The sequence below is a fragment of the Nonomuraea sp. ATR24 genome (genome assembly GCF_041950485.1).
Taxonomy (GTDB): domain Bacteria; phylum Actinomycetota; class Actinomycetes; order Streptosporangiales; family Streptosporangiaceae; genus Nonomuraea; species Nonomuraea ceibae.
Window position 1 is genome coordinate 155678 of record NZ_JBGNUU010000006.1, and the last position, 16663, is coordinate 172340.

The window sequence follows — 16663 nt, forward strand, 5'->3', positions numbered from 1 at the left end:
AGCGTAAGTGCGACGGCACTCCTCTGCAAGCCCTCGGTGCAAAAAGCTCGATCTGATCCAGTCCGCAGGTTAGGAACCCTTATTAAGGTCGAGCTTCGCGGCATCGGGAACCCGGTGACGCCCTTCGGGAGACAGCACGGTGAAACACCCACTCACGAAGGAGAGGCGTTGAGCGCTGAGACGGTCGAGATCGACGACGGAGAGCTGATCCGTCGTTCGGCGCACGACCCAGAGCAGTTCGCCGCGCTGTTCGATCGCTACGCCAAGCAGATCCATCTGTACGCGGCCCGGCGGCTCGGCACACAGGCTGCCGATGACATCGTGGCCGAGACGTTCCTGGCGGCCTTCCGCAGGCGCGGCACGTACGACACGTCGTGCGCGCTGGCCAGGCCGTGGCTGTACGGGATCGCCACGACGTTGATCGCCAGGCACCGGCGGCAGGAGGAACGGCTGCTGCGGGCGCTGAGCCGCACCGGCGTGGACCCGCTGCCCGAGGCGCTGGCCGACACCGTGTCGCGCCGGGTGACGGCCCAGGGCAGGGAGCGTGAGCTGGCGGGGGCGCTGGCGTCGTTGCCCCGAGGTCATCGGGACGTGCTGCTGCTGGTGGCGTGGGAGGACATGTCGTACGAGGAGGTGGCGCGGGCGCTGGACATCTCTGTGGGGACTGTGCGGTCACGGCTGCACCGGGCGAGGAAGAAGGCCAGGAAAGTGCTAGGGGATGAGGAGCTGTAGTGAACGTGCTGAAGGAGTTTCGCCGGAACACCCCGGCGATGACTGACAACGCCGCGACTGCTGCCAAGGCGCGGCTGATGACAGCGATCCACGAACCGGAGGCCACACGCAGGTCGGCCTCGTCCGGCACGAGAAGGTTCGGCTGGCGGATCGCGGTGGCGGCGGCTCTGGCCCTGGTCGTCGGCGGGACCGTCGTGACGCTCAGGGACGAGCCGGGCATGGCACCGGTGGCCAGCGTGACCGAGCTGGGCGAGCGCGCCGCCCGTGCGGCCGAGGACGATCCGATGCCCGCGCCGGGCCCCGGACAGTGGCTCTACACCAAGGAACTGCAGCTGACCGGGGTCGAAGGGGACGTCGACCGAGACCAGCGTGACACCTGGGAACGGTGGACAAGCGTGGACGGCAAGCGGTCGGCCTGGTACCAGGGCGGCAAGCTGATGTTCCAAGGCGGCGCGATTTTCAACCCGGCTGAGCTGGCCAAACCGCCTGTCACCCCGCCGGGGGTGATCGCCAAAATCAAGGCGGCCATCCTCGACGAGGACCGCCGGGGGCCGCAGGAGCTGAACGGCCACGTCCCGCCGGTGATGCTCTTCATGGAGATCAACCAGCTCATCTCCGAGCAGTGGCTCGCCCCCGAGGTGCGGGCCGCGCTTTTCCGCGCGCTGCCCACGATCAAGGGCATCACGGTGACCCAGGATGTGCCCGTCGCCGACGGACGGCGAGGCGTCGCGTTCAGCATCACCGAGGCCGAGGCACGGAGCTATCTCGTCCTGGACCCGCAGACCTTCCGGTATTTGGGCACCAACTCGACGCGGCTGCAGGATCGGACCTACGAGTGGGCCGATGGCAGTAAGGAGACCTTCAAGGCGGGCACGGTGGGCCTGACGGCGCAGCTGGAAGCCACGATCGTGGACCAGCCCGGCCGCCGCTCCTGACCACGGCGGCATCCCGGGTCGCACACGGGCCCGGCCACAGGGCTACCGTCGAGGCATGACCCACGACCTCGCCCCCGGCCTGGGCTGGGTGCCTTCCTCCTGCACCCTGCCAAGCGCCGAGCAGCCGCTTCGCGTGGCCGAGTTCGACGCCCTGTTCGCCGACGCGGTGCGGGGCGTGGCACGGCCGGAGCGCACCCGGCTGCGCCTGGAGCTCGCCCTCAGCCCGGACAACGCCGCCCGGGCCGCCGAGCTGGCGGCCCGGGAGAACGGCTGCTGCTCCTTCTTCACCTTCGGCCTCTCCATCGCCGCCGGCAGCCTGACGCTGGACGTGGCGGTGCCGGCAGAGCATGTCGAGGTGCTGGACGCGCTGCAGGCCCGCGTGGGCGCCGTGGCCCCGCGCTGAGCCCGGGCCGAGGCGGTCAGGGGAGTGTGGAGCCGGCCGCGTTCCCGCCAGTGGCGGGGAACGGGATGACCGCGCGTACCTTGCCGCCCGGGCTGTGCTGGATCGGTTCGCTGCCGCGTTCGAGCCGTACGTGACCGAGGCCGTGGCGGGACAGCAGGTCGCGCAGGCGGACCTCGGCCTGATGCCAGAGGGTCGCGTGGGCGGGGTGCAGCCGGACGCGCAGCGTGGCCGGCGCGGTCTGGACGATCTGGAACAGTTCCAGGCCGGGCACCGCCTCCAGCAGCGTGGCCAGCGGCAGCGGTGCGAGGGTGACCGTCGCCTGTTCGTCCCCGGCGCCGGGGAAGGTGAGCAGGTCGGCGGCGCGGCCCTGGACGCGGACCGCCGGGCCGGCCCGGCCGCACGGACACGGATCGGGCCGGAGCAGGACGCTGTCGCCGAGGTCGTAGCGCAGGATCGGCTGCACGCGGTTGGCCAGGTTGGTCAGCAGCACGGTGTGCGAGGGCTCGCCCGGGGCCACCGGCCGGTACTGCTCGTCTACGGGTTCGAGGACGGCCCAGTCGGCGTTGAGATGCATCCAGCTCTGCGAGCAGCCGTAGGACAGGAAGGGGCACTCGTTGCAGGCGTAGCTGGTCCGTACCTTCGCCCGCAGGGCGGCCGCGACGCGCGCGTACTCGCCGACGGGCAGTCCTTCGGCGGTGAGCATCACCAGGGCCGGGTTGATGCGCAGCCGTCCGGCTTCCGCCTCGCCGGCCAGCAGGGCGCCGACACTGGCATAGGGGGCCAGCACCGCTGGGCGGAAGTCGTTGAGCTCGGCCACCAGATCCGGCAGCGGCTGGTGCACGCTGAAGGCGGCGACGCGGGAGCTGCCGCGTAGCCGGGCGGCGGCCACGGTGGAGGCGAAATGCCCGCCTTCGGGTATCACCAGCGCCACCCGGCCGCCGCCCCGCGCGATGCGGGCCACGTCCCGTACGCTCAGCGAGCCGGTCAGCAGCCGCGCCATCATCGCGGAGGTCACCGCCGTCGCGCGGGCGTCCTGGAGGAAGATGCCGTGCGTGCCGGTGGTGCCGGAGGTGGTGGACAGGGTGTATCGGCCGGCGAACGGCCGGCCGATGCGCGCCGGGTCGTCGGCGAAGGCTCGTGCCTGTGCCAGGGTGACGGCCGGGTCGGTGACCCAGTCGTCGAAAGCGGCCATCAGCTCGCGCTTGCCGGTGGGCGGCAGCAGCGCCAGGTCGGCCGCGTCGGCCGGCAGGTCCCGGTACAGGCGCCGGTAGTAGGGGGAGTGGGTGCGCGCCCAGGTCACGAGCTCGCTCACGCGGGCCCCCTGCCGGGCGGCCATCGCCTGCTCGCCGCCTGCTTTGGCGGAGCGGGCGTCGGCCAGCAGCCGCAGCGTCGAGGTGTTCATGATGCTCTGGTGTCCCTTCCGGTGGCACCGCGTGCAGGCGGTGTACGGACCCGGCCGGGCACCTGCGGGGAGGACTCGGCCAGGCATGACTGCGTGGCCGAAGGTCTCGTCCACCGGCCGGTGACCGGTCCCCGCCACCGGAGAACGCGAGGTTCTCAGCGTGTCGACGTGCGGGCGTTGCGGACTACTCCCCTTCGGAGTGTCCCCATCCTCCACACATTTCGGAAGTCGCGCAAGTGTCGAAATGTAGGGGGTGGGCCCTCGGCGCGGGACAATGGAGGAACGATGTCGACCTCTCCCACCACGGGTTCAGCTGGAGCCGAGCGCCCGTCGCCGCCCCCGGCGCAGCTGAGGGCGGCGGCCGGGACGTTCGCCCTGCTGGCCAGCCCGGTACGGCTGCACCTGATGTGGCTGATCACCCACGGCTCCTATGACGTCAGCACGCTGGCCGGGCACGCGGGCATCAGCATCGCCACGGTCTCCCAGCACCTGGCCAAGCTCCGGCTGGCCGGGCTGATCACCGCGAGCCGGGACGGCCGCCGGACGCTGTACGCGGTGGAGGACCCGCATGTGGTCACGCTGATCGGCCAGATCTTCGACCACATCGCCCCCGACGGAAGCCTGGCTCCCGATCCTCCCCGATAGCTTGCCCGGCCCGGGTCGCCCAGCGGGCAGCCGGTGCCTAGCCGGGTGCCGAGGCGGCCACATGGGCGGCGTAGACGTCCGGCGGGTTGGCGACGCACACCATCTCGGTGTCCTACTCGGCCCGGTTGGAAGAGCCGGCATCACGTCCCCGGCGGCCTTCGCAGGGGTGGTGTCCGTCACCGGGTGCCGGGAGGGGCGTCGATGAAGTCGCGGGTGAGCGCGATGAGCCGGCTCGGGTCGGCGAACCAGTCCATGTGGCCCTGCCCCTCGATCTCGACGAGGCGGCTGTCCCGGATGGCGGCGTGCAGCCGGCGGGAGCCGTCGACCGGGATCATGTTGTCGTCGGCGAACCCGATCACCAGGGTGGGGGCGGTGATGGCGGGCAGCAGCGGGCGGATGTCCACGTTCAGCCCGAGGTCGACCTGGCGGCCGATGCCGGGCGGGGGCCAGGCGTCGGCCAGCGAGTAGGCCAGGCCCTCGTGGCCGAACCGGTCCAGGGCGGCGGCGCCGAAGCCGGTCAGGGTGGAGAAGCGCTTGAACAGCTCGCGGTCGGTGTCCAGGAGCTTGCGCGCGGTCTCGAAGTAGAAGCGGTCGCGGGGGCCGGTGGTGTCCGGCCAGCCCGCGACGAGGACGAGCCTGCGGACCAGCTCCGGGTGGCGCGCGGCGACGGCGGCCGCGGCGACCGCGCCCAGAGAGAACCCCAGCAGGTCCACCGGACCGTCCACTGCCGCCCGGGCGGCCGCGGTGATCTGCTCCGTGATGCCGTCCACGCTCAGCTCGCGCCCGTCGTCGGTGGTCTGCCCGCTGCCGCTGAAGTTGGGGCGGACGACGGTCCGGGTGGCGGTGAAGTGGCCGAAGACGTTGCCGAAGACCTTCTCGGCGTCGCCGCCCATGCCGTGGACCAGGACCAGGCCGGGGCCCTGGCCGTCGACCTCGTAGTGCACCCGTGCGTCCTGCGCGGAGATGAAAGGCATGATCGAACCCGTCCTTTTAGCGAGAGCTGGTTAAGTGAGCACTAAGATAACGAGTGCTCGCGTAGCAGTCAAACAGATGAGCGCTCGCGTATTCGACGGCGCGGTGCGCAGCGGTCCATGCCGCACCCGGGCAGGCACGGGCTGCTGCGGCACCGGTCGAAGAGCTGTCCGGGTCAGCCGTTCAGCTGGGCGATCGCTCGCACGGCTTCCTGGTCGTCGGACTGGAGCCGGCCGGCCCAGCCGGCGTTCTCGAGCGGGTAGTGGTTCATCAGGATCAGCGTCTCGTCGGTGTTGGCGAGGCCCTGGTACGCCTCGGCGATCGCGGCATGGATCCTCTCGGTCATGCTCCGCTTGGCGTCCAGGCTGGACAGCTCCGGCGCCTCGAGGAAGCACAGCGGCCGGATCGGCTCGGCGGCGATCCGGCCGTCCTGGGCCACCTGGTCGGGCGCGTACTCGCGGAGCCAGATCCGCACGTCGGGGATGCGGTAGGCGGCGTCGATCGCCTCGGTGATCTGCTTCATCATCTTCTGCTTGGCGTCGGCTCGAACCCCGGTGGGGGCTTCGATGATGAACTGCGGCATGTCCGTTCTCCTCTTTCGGTGACCGTGTGGTTGGACCGTACAACTAGTTGATTGGGAAAAACAACTAGAGAGGTAAGTTTCAGAACTACGGCTGCTAGACTCGGGGCATGGCGGGCAAGCGGAAGTACGACGACGGATGCGCGGTGTCGCACGGGCTCGACCTGATCGGGGAGCGGTGGACGCTGCTGGTGGTGCGCGAGCTGCTTCTCGGCCCCAAACGCTTCACCGACCTGCGTACCGGCCTGCCGGGCGTCAGCCCGGACGTGCTGACCCAGCGACTCCGCGAGCTGGCCGAGGCCGGCATCGTGCAGCGGCGCAAGCTGCCCGCCCCGGCGGGTTCCTGGGTGTACGACCTGACCGAATGGGGCATGCAGCTCGAACCGATCGTCCGGCACCTGGGCCGCTGGGCGAGCCGCTCGCCGAGGCTCCGGCACGACGCCGCGATCGGCGTCGACTCGCTGGTCTTGTCCTTCAGGGCGCTGTTCGCCCCGGAAGCCGCGGCCGGGCTCGACGCCGTCATCGCCCTCAACTTGGGCGAGCAGCGCTTCCGCGTCGAGATCGCCGGCGGCCGGCTCGACGCCGCCCGCGGGGAGGCGGAGCACGCGGACGTGGTCATCGGCACCGATCCCGCCACGCTGACCGCGCTGCTGCACGAGGGTCTGCCCGTCGCCGACGCGCTGAAGGCCGGCGACCTGGTGATCGACGGCCCCCTGGACCTGGTCGAACGGTTCCTCGGCCTCTTCCCGCTCCCCGAGCCGGCTCCGCTCCCCGGTCCCCAGTGATCACGTGCGGGTGACCGCCCCGTGCGGAGCGCGTGGCAGGATCGCGGCCATGTCCCTGCGTGTTCCCCGCCTCCGGGTCGGCTCGGCCGAGATCATCGCCCTGGCCGACGCCGAGGGTCCGTTCTTCTCCCCGCGTGCCGAGGCCTTCCCCGAGGCCACGGCCGCCCAGTGGGCCGAAGCCGACCGCTACGACCCGGGCGCGGTCGACGCCGAGGGCCGCTGGCGGCTCCAGTTCCGCGCGTACGCCATCCGCGGGGACCAGGGCCTCACCGTCGTGGACGCCGGGATCGGCCCGGCGGACAGCCCGGCCGGCTCGTGGGCGCCCGTGCCCGGCAGGCTCCCCGAGTCACTCGCGGCCGCGGGCCTCGACCCGGCCGAGGTCGACACCGTGGTGCTCACGCATCTGCACACCGACCACGTCGGGTGGGCGGTCGTGACCGAGGCGGCCGTCCCGCCGGCGGACGGCGCACCCGCGCCCGGCGGCCGTCGCCCGTACTTCCCGAATGCCGACTACCTGCTCCAGCGGGCCGAGTTCGAGGCGCTGGACGCGCTCAACCCGCAGCTTCGCGAGACCCTGACCGACCCGCTGGAGGCGGCCGGCCGGCTCCGGCTTCTCGACGGGGACACGCGGCTGCGCGCCGGGCGCATCGTCGCGACGCCCGGTCACACGCCCGGGCATCAGAGCGTGGTGGTGGGCGACGGGCGCGAGCTGGTGCTCGTCACCGGCGACCTCCTGGTGCACGCGCTCCAGGTGCTCCACCCCGAGCTCGCCTACGCGCACGAGCTCGACCCCGGGGCGGCCAGGCGGTCAAGGAAGCGCATGCTCGACCGCGCGACCGCCACCACGCTGCACCTGGCGACACCGCACCTGACGGAGCCGTTCGTCGCGGTGTGACCCCGGCCGGCTCCGGTGCTCAGGCGACCGCGAACCCCGGTCATTGACGCGGGACGTCGATGCCCGCCGCGCGTAGTTTCGCCTCGACCAGCGCGTTCAACCGGGCGATGCCCGGCGCTTCGTCCTCCCGGTGGTGGTTGACCAGGCCGTACCGAATGGCGGCGTCGGACCGGCTCCGGGACGCGGGCGGCGGAGCCAGCAGCGCGCGGTCGGCCAGCAGCCTGTCGGCCAGCGCGGACGCCAGCTCCTCGATCCGCGGGTCGCCGGGATCCCAGGACATCGCATCGACGCCGCGCCTGGTCAGCTCGACGAGCTCGGGATCGTCAAGCGAGTGTTCGAGCCGGGTCAGGAAGCTCTCGAAGATCTCCGGGACGAGTGCCCGGGCCAGCAGCAGGGCCTCCCGCTGGGCGGCCACGTAGTCAGGGCCGAAGCCGAGTTCGGCGAGCCGCTCCAGGACCGCGCAGGCCCGGTCGGGCAGCAGGGCCCGGTCACCGTGGGCGAGCCGGTGCAGCGTGTCGCGGCGCGCGGTCAGGTCCTCGATCCGCTGGGTGAGCCGCCGCTCGACGTCGTGCAGCGACGCGGCGAACTCCTCGGGGCCGGAGTCGAGCAGGTCACCGATCTCGGCCAGCGGCACACCGGCCTCGGCCAGCGTCCGGACCTGGACCAGCCGCAGCAGGTCGGTCGACCGGTAGCGCCGGTAGCCCGACCCGTCCCGCTCCGGCTCCGCGACCAGGCCGAGCCGGTGATAGTGCCGCACGGTCTTGATCGTGACGCCCACGAACGCCGCCGCCTGACCGATCGTGAGCCCGTCCGCCATCGGCACAGCGTACCGGCGGCGGCGGGCCGGCGGCCCTCGCGTCCACGGGTGACGCGACCGGGTTGACGTTGACCTAAGGGCAGGGTGCACGCTCCCCGCAAGGCCCCTCGGAGGGGCGAACACCACGCCCCCCTCGAAGGGGCGAAGACCAGGAGGTTCATGATGGGACAGAGCACCGGCGGCTTCTCCGACGCGGGGCTGCGCAGACTGCGCGAGGTGCTGGCGCGCCATGTCGAGTCCGGGAAGATCCCCGGGCTGGTCGCCCTCGTCAGCAGGGGAGACCGGACCCACGTCGAAGCGCTCGGGACGATGCGGCACGACGGCGGCGCGCCGATGCGCCGGGACACGATCTTCCGGATGGCGTCGGTGTCCAAGCCGGTCACGATGGCCGCGGCGATGGTCCTGCTCGACGAGTGCCGCCTGCGGCCGGACGACCCGGTCGACGAGTGGCTGCCCGAGCTCGCCGACCGGAAGGTGCTGAAGCGTCCCGACGGGCCGCTGGACGACACCGTGCCGGCCGACCGGCCGATCACCGTACGGGACCTGCTCACCTCGACGCTCGGGCTCGGCATGGACTTCGAGCTGCTGAACGCCCCGATCAGGGCCGCGCTCTTCGAGGCGACCGACTACGGCGTGGCGTCCGGACCGGCGCCGGATCCGGACGAGTGGATGCGCCGCCTCGGCGAGCTGCCCCTGTCGTACCAGCCCGGGCAGCGGTGGCAGTACGACCTCAGCCACGAGGTGCTCTGCGTGCTCGTGGCCAGGGTCACCGGCCGGCCGTTCGGGACGTTCCTGCGCGAACGCGTCCTCGACCCGCTGGGCATGACCGACACCGGCCACCACGTGCCCGCCGCCGAGATCGACCGGCTGCCGCCCCTGTACGGGCCCGACCCGCGGACCGGGGAGTTCCTCGTGTGGGACGAGGCCGAGGGCGGACGGGTCAGCCGGCCCCCGGTGTTCCAGGGCTGCGCGCTGGTCTCCACCGTCGACGACTTCCACGCCTTCTTCCGGATGCTGCTGAACCACGGCGTGCACCAGGGACGGCGGATCCTGTCCCGGCCCGCCGTCGAGCTGATGACCACCAACTGCCTCACTCCCGAGCAGCAGGCCGCCCGCGACAGCATGTACCGGAACATCGCGCACCTGTCGGCCGGGCTTGCGCTGCACGGCGGCTGGGGCTACGGCATGGCGGTGCGCACCCGCCGGAGCGACTACGCTCCCGTCGGCCAGTTCGGCTGGGACGGCGGAACGGGCACCACCGTCTACGCCGACCCGGCCAACCAGCTCACGGGAATCCTGCTCACCCAGACCGGGATGTCCACCCCGGCCCCGGCGCGGCTGTTCCACGACTTCTGGACCACCCTCTACCAGGCCCTCGACGACTGAATGCCGGGGCCCCGGCTACGGTCTGACCAGGATGGCGTTGCCCAGGGAGCGTTGTCCCGTGGCGTCGGAGGGCCGGTTGACGATGCCCGCTCCGGACGTGGCGAGCACGCTGGAGCCGCCGCCGTCGAGGTTCATCGCCTCCACCGCGCCGAGCCGCTTCATCAGCTCGGCCGTCTGCGCGATGCCGAGCCCTTCGCTGTATCCGGCCTGCCTGCCGTCGACGACCACGAGCATCAGGCGCCCGCGGTCGTCCATGCCGATCATGGATCGCGGGTTGGCGCGCAGCGTCCAGTTGTAGGTGAACGTCTGGTCGGCGCCCTCCCGGATCAGCCCGTCGGCGCCGGCGTTGACGGAGATCCTGCCGTCACGGACCAGGGTGGGCCCGACCTGCAGGATCGTGGTGTCGGGGGTGAGGGGTACGCGGTGGCCCCTGCTGTCCTCGACGCGCTCGGTGACGGTCAGCTTGCTTCCCGGGGCGGCGTGGCCGAGCAGCCAGGCGGCGCTGTCGCCGATGGCCTGGACGACCGACCCGCCGGCCGGGACGGCGGCGCCGCGCGTGGTGTTGACCGCGAGCACGGTGCCGTCGGCGTCGAGCACGGCCTCGGCGCCCTCGCCCGCGGGTGGCACGCCCCATTCGGGGGTGAAGAGCACCAGCTCGCTGGAGTCGATGCACCTGAGGTCGTGCTGGGGCTTCTCGGTGGGCTGGTCGCCGCCGACGCCGCCGCAGTTCCACACCTCGCCGGGCAGCCGGTTGACGCCGTCGATCTCGGCCGTCGCCCCGCCCGCGCGCAGCGTCACGCGCGCGGTGAACGCGTCGACGTCGACCCGGCGGCCGCCGTGCGTGATCTTGATGCCGCCGCGGCCCTGGGTGGCGGAGCCGATGAGCTTGCCGTTCTTGACGTACAGGCCGCCGGGCGCCCGGTTGTAGAACCACTGGGCGTTGATCCCGGCGGCGGCGCCGGTCGCGGCCATGAGGTCGGTCAGCGTCTCGGGGCCGTTGAGTGCCTGCCCGAACTCGGTGTCCACGGTGCCGCGGAACTCGCGGAAGTCGACGCGCAGCACGTGCACCTTCTGGGGCGCGGTCGCGTCGGCGCCGTCCTGCGCGGTGTAGCGGGTGCCGCCGGCGAAGCCCGCGGCCCTGACGCGGGTCAGCTCGGCGGACGCCTCGCCGCTGGTGGCGTAGCGGCCCACCCGTACGGTCCACCCGAGGACGTCCGCCGGGCGGTCGGCGAAGTCCGGGAGGTCGACCCGCTCGACGCGGGGGGTGAAGCCCTTCTCGCGCAGGGCGGCGGCGATCCGGTCGGCGATCTGTCTCGGTCCGAGCGCGGTGCCCGCCGTGGCGGCCGGGCCGTCGAGGGTCGCGGGCAGGTAGACGTGGACCGTCCAGTGGTCGTCGGCGTCCTGGGCGCCCAGCGAGAGCGTGGTCAGGCTGACGCCCGGGGGCAGGCCGGGCGGGGGCGCTCCGGCCGTGGCGGGCAGCAGCACGGTCAGGGCCGCGACCAGGGACGTTAAGGCTGTGCTGGGCATGTGCGTCCTTCGTTCTCGTGGCCGGCCCGGCGGAGACCCGTGTCTTGACGGCGCATCGAGCGGCTCCTATTCTTCAGGGTCAATTAATAAATGACCCTGAAAAAAAGAGCAACCCTCCGCACCCCACCGACCCAAGGACCCTTCATGAGGAATCTGCTTCGGCTCGCGGCGGCCGCACTCACCGCCCTGCCGCTGACCGCGTGCGCCGCCGCCGGGAGCGACGGCCCCGTCGCGCTCACCTGGTGGCAGGGCCCGAACGCCGACACGCCCACGCGGGAAGCCGTGGCCGCCTGCACGCGCGACGGCAAGTACACGATCAAGGTCGAGACCCTCCCCGAAGGCTCCGACAAGCAGCGCGAGCAGCTCGTCCGGCGGCTGTCGGCCAAGGACCGGGCGGTCAACCTCATCACCATGGACGTCGTGTGGACGGCCGAGTTCGCCGAGGCCGGCTGGATCCTGCCGCTGCCCGGCGCCACCGCCAAGACCGTCACCGACGGCACGCTCGACGGCGCTCTCAAGTCCGCCACGTGGAAGGGCGAACTCTACGCGGCGCCGCTGCTGTCGGGCTCGCAGCTGCTCTGGTACCGCAAGTCGCGAGCCGCGCAGGCGGGCATCGACCCGGCCAAGGGCGAGCTGACCTGGGAACAGCTCCTGGCCGCGGCCGGCCGCCTGCCCGAGGGCGAGCGCGGAGTGGCCACGCCCGGCAACCGCTACGAGGGGTACACGGTCTTCGTCAACGCGCTCGTCGCCTCGGCGGGCGGGCAGGTCGTCGACGCCGAGGGCCGTCCGGGACTCGACGGCGACGCCGGGCGGGCCGCCGCCACCGTCATCGGCTCCCTGGCCACCGGCCCGGCGGCGCTGAAGGGCCTGAGCACGCTCGACGAGGAGACCATGCGCGCCGCCTTCGAGCAGGGGGAGGCGTCGTTCATGACGAACTGGGGCTACGTCTACGCCGCGGCCGCCGAGCGCGCCGCGAAGGAGCCCGCGTTCAAGAAGGTCTTCGACGACTACGGCTGGGCCCGCTACCCGAGGGTCGCCGCCGACCGGCCCAGCGCCCCGCCGCTCGGCGGCTCCAACCTCGCCATCGGCGCCGGCACGCCGGAGGACCAGCGCGAGAGCGCCTACGCGGCCATCGCCTGCCTGACCTCCGCGCAGTCGCAGAAGGGCTTCATGATGGGCGCCGGCATCCCCGCCGCCCGCGCGTCGGTCTACGACGACGCCGAGGTACGCGCCGCGTTCCCGTTCGCCGACGTCATGCGCGACTCGATCGCCGAGGCGGAGCCCCGGCCGATGGTGCGCAAGTACAACGCCCTGTCGACCGCGATCCAGACCGCCTTCCACCCGCCCGCGTCGGTGACCCCCGACACCGCGGCCAAGGCCCATGCGGCCGTCGCCGAGGCCGTGGGACAGTGAACCGGATCCGCACCGAGCGGCGGCTGGGCTGGCTCATGGCCGGCCCGGCGCTGCTCCTCATGACGGCGGTGACGGTGGTGCCCGTCCTGCGGACCGTCGCGCTGTCGCTGGAGAGCTACTCCCTGAGCGCCCCCGGCGAGCGCGCGTTCGCGGGGCTCGGCAACTACCGTGAGATCCTCACCAGCGGCGACTGGTGGCGCGACCTGTCCTCGACGGTCATCCTGACGGTCACCAGCGTGGGCATCGAGTTCGTGCTCGGCTTCGCCCTGGCGCTGGCCATGCACAAGGTCCTGTGGGGCAGGCAGCTGCTGCGCACCGTCGTGCTCGTGCCGTACGCCGTGCTCACCGTGGTGTCGGCGTTCGCCTTCCGCTTCGCCTTCCAGCCGTCGGTGGGCTTCGTGGGCGGCGACTTCAACTGGCTCGGCGAGACCTGGTCGGCGTACACGGTGATCGTGCTGACCGAGGTGTGGAAGACGACGCCGTTCATGGCGCTCATGCTGCTGGCCGGGCTGGTCACGGTGCCCGGCGAGGTCCACGAGGCGGCCAGGGTCGACGGGGCCGGCGCCTGGCAGCGCCTGTGGCGGGTGACGATCCCGGCCATCCGATCGGCGATCATGGTGGCGCTGCTCTTCCGCACGCTCGACGCGTTCCGGATCTTCGACACCGTCTACATCCAGACGCAGGGCGCCGTCGGCACCGAGACCCTGTCGTTCCTGAGCTACCGCTTCCTCATCAGGGACCTGGAGGTCGGCCTCGGCTCGGCCGTCTCGGTGCTGCTGTTCGTCTGCGTGGCGATGATCGCGGCCGGATTCGTCAGAGCGTTCAGAGGTGAATCATGAAACGGCGCGTCGCGGACATCCTGGTCACCCTGACCGTCGCGGTCTGGACCCTGGCCCCGATCGCCTGGGTCGTGAGCCTGTCCCTGAAGCCCGCCACCCTGCAGAACGACGGCCGCTTCCTGCCCGCCTCGCCGACGCTCGACAACTACACCGGGCTGTTCACCAAGCCGGTGTTCACCAGCGCGCTGGGCAACTCCGTGGGCATCTCGCTCATCGCCACGACCGTCTCGGTGATCGTCGCCATCTTCGCGGCCTACGCGATCGCGCGGCTGGCCTTCCGCGGCAGCGGGCTGGTGCTCGGCACGGCCCTGTGCCTGACGATGTTCCCGGCGATCGCGCTGGTCGGGCCGCTGTTCACGCTGTGGACCGAGCTCGGCCTGTTCGACACCTGGCTCGGCCTCATCATCCCGTACGTCTCCTTCTCGCTGCCGCTGGCGATCTGGCTGCTGACCTCCTTCTTCCGCACCATCCCGCGCGCGCTGGAGGAGTCGGCGCAGGTCGACGGCGCCACCCGGCTCCAGGCGCTGGTCCGGGTCGTCCTGCCCGCGGCCGTGCCCGGCGTGGTCACCACGTTCCTGCTGACCTTCCTGGGCTGCTGGGGCGAGTTCCTGTTCGCGATCTCGCTCACCTCGACCGAGGCCTCGCGCACGGTCCCCGCCGCGCTGGCCTTCTTCACCGGTGACTCGGAGTTCCAGCAGCCGTACGGCGCCATCGCGGCGGCCGCCCTGATGGTGACGGTGCCGGTGGTCGTCCTCGTCCTGCTCGCCCAACGCCGCATCGTCGCCGGGCTCACCTCCGGCGCCGTGAAGGGGTGACACCATGCCTCACGCCGGAACCCACCGTCTGCCCGAGAGAGTGCTGCCATGACGTCTTCCGCGACCGCTCCCTTGCTGCGCCGGCTGAACGCCGAGAAGGCGCTGGCCGTCCTGCGGGAGGTCGACACGATCCGCCTCGCCGAGCTGGCCGACGCCTCGGGCCTGTCCAGGCCCACGGTCGACGCGGTGATCGAGGATCTGCGCAGGATCGGGCTGATCGCCGAGACCGAGGACGCCACCGCCGGCCGCCGCGGCCGTCCCGCCAGGCTCGTCCGGCTGCGGGCGGAACGGGGCTACGTCGTCGGCATCGACATCGGCGTGCACAAGTGCGTCGTCTCGGTGGCCGACCTGCGCGGCGCAGTCCTGGCCACCGAGGTGCGGCAGCTCGGGCAGGAACTCGGCCGCAAGGCCCGGCTCGACGGTGTTCGGAGGACCGTACGAGCCGCGCTGAAGCCCGCCGGGGTCGACCGGTCCGCCGTCCTGGCGGTGTGCACGGCCACGCCCGGCGTCGTCGACCCCCGCACCGGGGTGGTGCTGGCCTGCGACGTGCTGCCCGACTGGAAGGGCCTCAACCTCAGGACCGAGCTGGGCCGCTCGTTCGGCGCGCCGGTCCTGGCCGACAACGACGCCAACCTCGCCGTGGTGGGGGAGCGCTGGCGCGGCGTGGCCGCCGCGAGCGAGGACGTCATCTACGTGCTGGCCGGCGAACGCCTGGGCGCGGGCATCGTCTCGGGCGGCCAGGTCTTCCGCGGCCACGACGGGGGCGCCGGTGAAATGGCCTTCCTCAGCCTGCTGGAGCACACCCCGGGAGCCGAGGGCATCGGCGCGCTGGCCAGCCATGTCGGCAAGGAGGTCGTGGCCAGGCTGCGCGAGCACGGCGAGCCGCAGCCCGGCCAGGCCGAGGGGCTGACCGGCGACGCCGCGCTCCTGATGGCCGCCGCCCGCGACGGCGACGAGGAGGCCCAGCAGGTCCTCGAGCAGATCCTGGCCCGCATCGCCAGGGCGGTCGGCACGCTGGCCCTGCTCCTGAACCCTGAGCTGATCGTCATCGGAGGCGGCGTGGCGGCCGCCGGCGAGCAGATCGCCGAGCCGATCCGCCGCAGGCTGCCGCAGATGACCTCGCTGCCGCCCCGGCTGGAGGTGTCGTCGCTCGGAGACCGGGCCGTCACCGCCGGGGCCCTGCGCACCGCCCTGGACGTCGTCGAAAGTTCCCTGCTGGACAACCTGAATGGCTGAGAAGAGAAGCATGTCACCTGTGTCGCTGGCCATTGTCGGAGCCGGGGACCGCGGCAGCGGATACGCCCGGTGGGCGCTGGAGCACCCTGACCAGGCCCGGATCGTGGCCGTCGCCGACCCGGTCGAGGAACGGGCCCAGGCCCTGGCCCGCCCGAGCGGCGCCCGGGTCTTCCCCGATTGGAGGCAGCTGGCCGAGGCGGGCCGGATCGCCGACGCCGTCGTGATCGCCACCCAGGACTCCGACCACGCCGAACCGGCCCGGACCTTCGCCGGGCTCGGCTGCCACCTGCTCGTCGAGAAGCCGCTGGCGCCGACCGAGGCCGAGTGCCGCGCCATCGTCTCGGCCGTCCAGCGGACGGGGGTGATCTTCGCCGTCTGTCACGTGCTGCGGTACGCGCCGTACACCGACACCGTGCGATCCGTGCTGAGCTCGGGCCGGATCGGCGAGATCGTCTCCGTCCAGCACCTCGAACCCGTGGGCTTCTGGCACCAGGCGCACTCCTACGTGCGCGGCAACTGGCGCAGGTCCGACCAGGCCAGCTTCATGCTGCTGGCCAAGTCGTCGCACGACCTCGACTGGCTCCAGTACGTGGTCGGCCGCCCGGTCCGCCGGGTGTCGAGCTTCGGCGGGCTCAAGCACTTCCGCCCGGAGAACCGCCCCGAGGGAGCGGCCTCACGCTGCCTCGACTGTGCCGTCGAGCCCGGCTGCCCGTACTCCGCGACGCGCCTGTACTTCGGGCGGCTGCGCGAGGGGCGGCACGGCTGGCCGCTGAGCGTCGTCACGCCCGCCTTCACCGAGGAGGCCCTCACCGGCGCCCTCCGGCACGGGCCGTACGGCAGGTGCGTCTACGACTGCGACAACGACGTCGTCGACCACCAGGTCGTCGCCCTGGAGTTCGACGGGGGAGCCACCGGCACGTTCACCATGACCGGCTTCAACACCGGCGGGCATCGCCGTACCCGGATCTTCGGCACCCACGGCGAGCTGTCGTGCGACGGCCGGAGCGTCGTCGTCGAGGACTTCCGCACCGGCGACTCCACGACGATCGCCGTCACGCCGACCGGCGACCCCACGGCGGGCGGCGGCCACGCGGGCGGCGACGAGCGGCTCATGGAGGCGTTCGTCCGCGCCGTCGCCACCGGCGACCGCGGCCTGATCCGCTCGGGCCCCGCCGAATCACTCGCCTCCCACCTGGCCGTCTTCGCCGCCGAGCGGGCCAGGCTCACCGACCGGGTCATCACCGTGGAGTGAGGCCGGAACCGCAACAGGAAGGAGCTCGC

The 16663-nt window shown here is 72.3% G+C and carries 17 protein-coding genes; 12 read left to right on the forward strand and 5 right to left on the reverse strand.

The features are described 5' to 3' along the window. The first annotated feature begins 168 nt into the window (after nt 1-168). From ACBI99_RS17900 to ACBI99_RS17910, 3 genes are read left to right on the forward strand one after another with little or no spacing between them, the layout of a single operon-like run. Nucleotides 169-732, forward strand: a complete 564-nt coding sequence (locus ACBI99_RS17900) for an RNA polymerase sigma factor (RefSeq protein ID WP_246645896.1) — start codon at nt 169-171, stop codon at nt 730-732. Beyond that, nucleotides 732-1667 carry a CU044_5270 family protein gene (locus ACBI99_RS17905; protein WP_219509363.1) on the forward strand — a complete coding sequence of 312 codons (936 nt, stop codon included), beginning with the start codon at nt 732-734 and terminating at the stop codon, nt 1665-1667. Before ACBI99_RS17900 ends, ACBI99_RS17905 begins: the two co-directional genes overlap by 1 nt. Nucleotides 1668-1722: 55 nt before the next feature. Continuing rightward, a complete protein-coding gene (locus tag ACBI99_RS17910) occupies nt 1723-2070 on the forward strand; it encodes a hypothetical protein (RefSeq protein ID WP_246645897.1) in 348 nt (115 codons plus the stop codon). A gap of 16 nt (nt 2071-2086) precedes the next feature. Here the strand turns inward: ACBI99_RS17910 and ACBI99_RS17915 are convergent, their stop codons facing one another. Then, a complete protein-coding gene (locus ACBI99_RS17915) occupies nt 2087-3472 on the reverse strand; it encodes a hypothetical protein (RefSeq protein WP_375072766.1) in 1386 nt (461 codons plus the stop codon). 285 nt (nt 3473-3757) lie between these two features. On the opposite strand from ACBI99_RS17915, the gene ACBI99_RS17920 reads away from it, so the two are divergent. Further along, nucleotides 3758-4117 (forward strand): helix-turn-helix transcriptional regulator, encoded by a 360-nt coding sequence (locus ACBI99_RS17920; RefSeq protein ID WP_219509365.1) that lies wholly within the window; start codon nt 3758-3760, stop codon nt 4115-4117. A 176-nt stretch (nt 4118-4293) separates the two neighbouring features. Here the strand turns inward: ACBI99_RS17920 and ACBI99_RS17925 are convergent, their stop codons facing one another. Continuing rightward, nucleotides 4294-5091, reverse strand: a complete 798-nt coding sequence (locus ACBI99_RS17925) for an alpha/beta fold hydrolase (RefSeq protein WP_219509366.1) — start codon at nt 5089-5091, stop codon at nt 4294-4296. Between the two features lie 173 nt (nt 5092-5264). Next, nucleotides 5265-5672, reverse strand: coding sequence for a hypothetical protein (locus ACBI99_RS17930; protein WP_219509367.1), 408 nt, complete (start codon nt 5670-5672; stop codon nt 5265-5267). A 107-nt stretch (nt 5673-5779) separates the two neighbouring features. Here ACBI99_RS17930 and ACBI99_RS17935 point away from each other — a divergent pair, with 107 nt between their 5' ends. Together ACBI99_RS17935 and ACBI99_RS17940 are read left to right on the forward strand one after the other, a co-directional pair. Continuing rightward, nucleotides 5780-6454 carry a winged helix-turn-helix transcriptional regulator gene (locus ACBI99_RS17935; protein WP_375072767.1) on the forward strand — a complete coding sequence of 225 codons (675 nt, stop codon included), beginning with the start codon at nt 5780-5782 and terminating at the stop codon, nt 6452-6454. Between the two features lie 49 nt (nt 6455-6503). Continuing rightward, nucleotides 6504-7349, forward strand: coding sequence for an MBL fold metallo-hydrolase (locus ACBI99_RS17940; protein ID WP_375072768.1), 846 nt, complete (start codon nt 6504-6506; stop codon nt 7347-7349). A gap of 40 nt (nt 7350-7389) precedes the next feature. Here ACBI99_RS17940 and ACBI99_RS17945 read toward each other — a convergent pair whose 3' ends face one another. Next, a complete protein-coding gene (locus ACBI99_RS17945) occupies nt 7390-8166 on the reverse strand; it encodes a MerR family transcriptional regulator (protein WP_375072769.1) in 777 nt (258 codons plus the stop codon). Between the two features lie 159 nt (nt 8167-8325). Here ACBI99_RS17945 and ACBI99_RS17950 point away from each other — a divergent pair, with 159 nt between their 5' ends. Beyond that, nucleotides 8326-9552, forward strand: a complete 1227-nt coding sequence (locus ACBI99_RS17950) for a serine hydrolase domain-containing protein (RefSeq protein ID WP_375072770.1) — start codon at nt 8326-8328, stop codon at nt 9550-9552. 15 nt (nt 9553-9567) lie between these two features. On the opposite strand, the gene ACBI99_RS17955 is transcribed toward ACBI99_RS17950, so the two are convergent. Beyond that, the gene (locus tag ACBI99_RS17955; protein WP_375072771.1) at nt 9568-11079 is read right to left on the reverse strand and encodes a phosphodiester glycosidase family protein; all 1512 of its coding nucleotides are present in this window, start codon (nt 11077-11079) and stop codon (nt 9568-9570) included. A gap of 144 nt (nt 11080-11223) precedes the next feature. On the opposite strand from ACBI99_RS17955, the gene ACBI99_RS17960 reads away from it, so the two are divergent. Genes ACBI99_RS17960 through ACBI99_RS17980 form a run of 5 tightly spaced genes read left to right on the forward strand, consistent with a single transcriptional unit; the run spans nt 11224 to nt 16634 of the window. Continuing rightward, complete coding sequence (locus tag ACBI99_RS17960) at nt 11224-12492, forward strand: extracellular solute-binding protein (RefSeq protein ID WP_375072772.1); 1269 nt, start codon at nt 11224-11226, stop codon at nt 12490-12492. Beyond that, nucleotides 12489-13331: a carbohydrate ABC transporter permease gene (locus tag ACBI99_RS17965; protein WP_375072773.1), complete on the forward strand. Its 843-nt coding sequence runs from the start codon at nt 12489-12491 to the stop codon at nt 13329-13331. Before ACBI99_RS17960 ends, ACBI99_RS17965 begins: the two co-directional genes overlap by 4 nt. Further along, nucleotides 13328-14146, forward strand: coding sequence for a carbohydrate ABC transporter permease (locus ACBI99_RS17970; protein ID WP_219509374.1), 819 nt, complete (start codon nt 13328-13330; stop codon nt 14144-14146). The genes ACBI99_RS17965 and ACBI99_RS17970 overlap by 4 nt, the downstream gene beginning before the upstream one ends. A gap of 48 nt (nt 14147-14194) precedes the next feature. Further along, nucleotides 14195-15382 carry an ROK family transcriptional regulator gene (locus ACBI99_RS17975; protein ID WP_219509375.1) on the forward strand — a complete coding sequence of 396 codons (1188 nt, stop codon included), beginning with the start codon at nt 14195-14197 and terminating at the stop codon, nt 15380-15382. A gap of 10 nt (nt 15383-15392) precedes the next feature. Continuing rightward, nucleotides 15393-16634 (forward strand): Gfo/Idh/MocA family protein, encoded by a 1242-nt coding sequence (locus ACBI99_RS17980; protein ID WP_375072774.1) that lies wholly within the window; start codon nt 15393-15395, stop codon nt 16632-16634. The last annotated feature ends 29 nt before the right edge of the window (nt 16635-16663 follow it).

Excerpts from the sequence above, each read along its gene's own strand:
- ACBI99_RS17960 (WP_375072772.1), top strand. The coding sequence starts at position 11,224 with ATGAGGAATCTGCTTCGGCTCGCGGCGGCCGCACTCACCGCCCTGCCG.
- ACBI99_RS17950 (WP_375072770.1), top strand. The coding sequence starts at position 8,326 with ATGATGGGACAGAGCACCGGCGGCTTCTCCGACGCGGGGCTGCGCAGA.
- ACBI99_RS17930 (WP_219509367.1), bottom strand. The coding sequence starts at position 5,672 with ATGCCGCAGTTCATCATCGAAGCCCCCACCGGGGTTCGAGCCGACGCC.
- ACBI99_RS17955 (WP_375072771.1), bottom strand. The coding sequence starts at position 11,079 with ATGCCCAGCACAGCCTTAACGTCCCTGGTCGCGGCCCTGACCGTGCTG.
- ACBI99_RS17975 (WP_219509375.1), top strand. The coding sequence starts at position 14,195 with ATGACGTCTTCCGCGACCGCTCCCTTGCTGCGCCGGCTGAACGCCGAG.
- ACBI99_RS17920 (WP_219509365.1), top strand. The coding sequence starts at position 3,758 with ATGTCGACCTCTCCCACCACGGGTTCAGCTGGAGCCGAGCGCCCGTCG.
- ACBI99_RS17935 (WP_375072767.1), top strand. The coding sequence starts at position 5,780 with ATGGCGGGCAAGCGGAAGTACGACGACGGATGCGCGGTGTCGCACGGG.
- ACBI99_RS17925 (WP_219509366.1), bottom strand. The coding sequence starts at position 5,091 with ATGCCTTTCATCTCCGCGCAGGACGCACGGGTGCACTACGAGGTCGAC.
- ACBI99_RS17915 (WP_375072766.1), bottom strand. The coding sequence starts at position 3,472 with ATGAACACCTCGACGCTGCGGCTGCTGGCCGACGCCCGCTCCGCCAAA.
- ACBI99_RS17980 (WP_375072774.1), top strand. The coding sequence starts at position 15,393 with ATGTCACCTGTGTCGCTGGCCATTGTCGGAGCCGGGGACCGCGGCAGC.
- ACBI99_RS17970 (WP_219509374.1), top strand. The coding sequence starts at position 13,328 with ATGAAACGGCGCGTCGCGGACATCCTGGTCACCCTGACCGTCGCGGTC.
- ACBI99_RS17910 (WP_246645897.1), top strand. The coding sequence starts at position 1,723 with ATGACCCACGACCTCGCCCCCGGCCTGGGCTGGGTGCCTTCCTCCTGC.
- ACBI99_RS17945 (WP_375072769.1), bottom strand. The coding sequence starts at position 8,166 with ATGGCGGACGGGCTCACGATCGGTCAGGCGGCGGCGTTCGTGGGCGTC.
- ACBI99_RS17940 (WP_375072768.1), top strand. The coding sequence starts at position 6,504 with ATGTCCCTGCGTGTTCCCCGCCTCCGGGTCGGCTCGGCCGAGATCATC.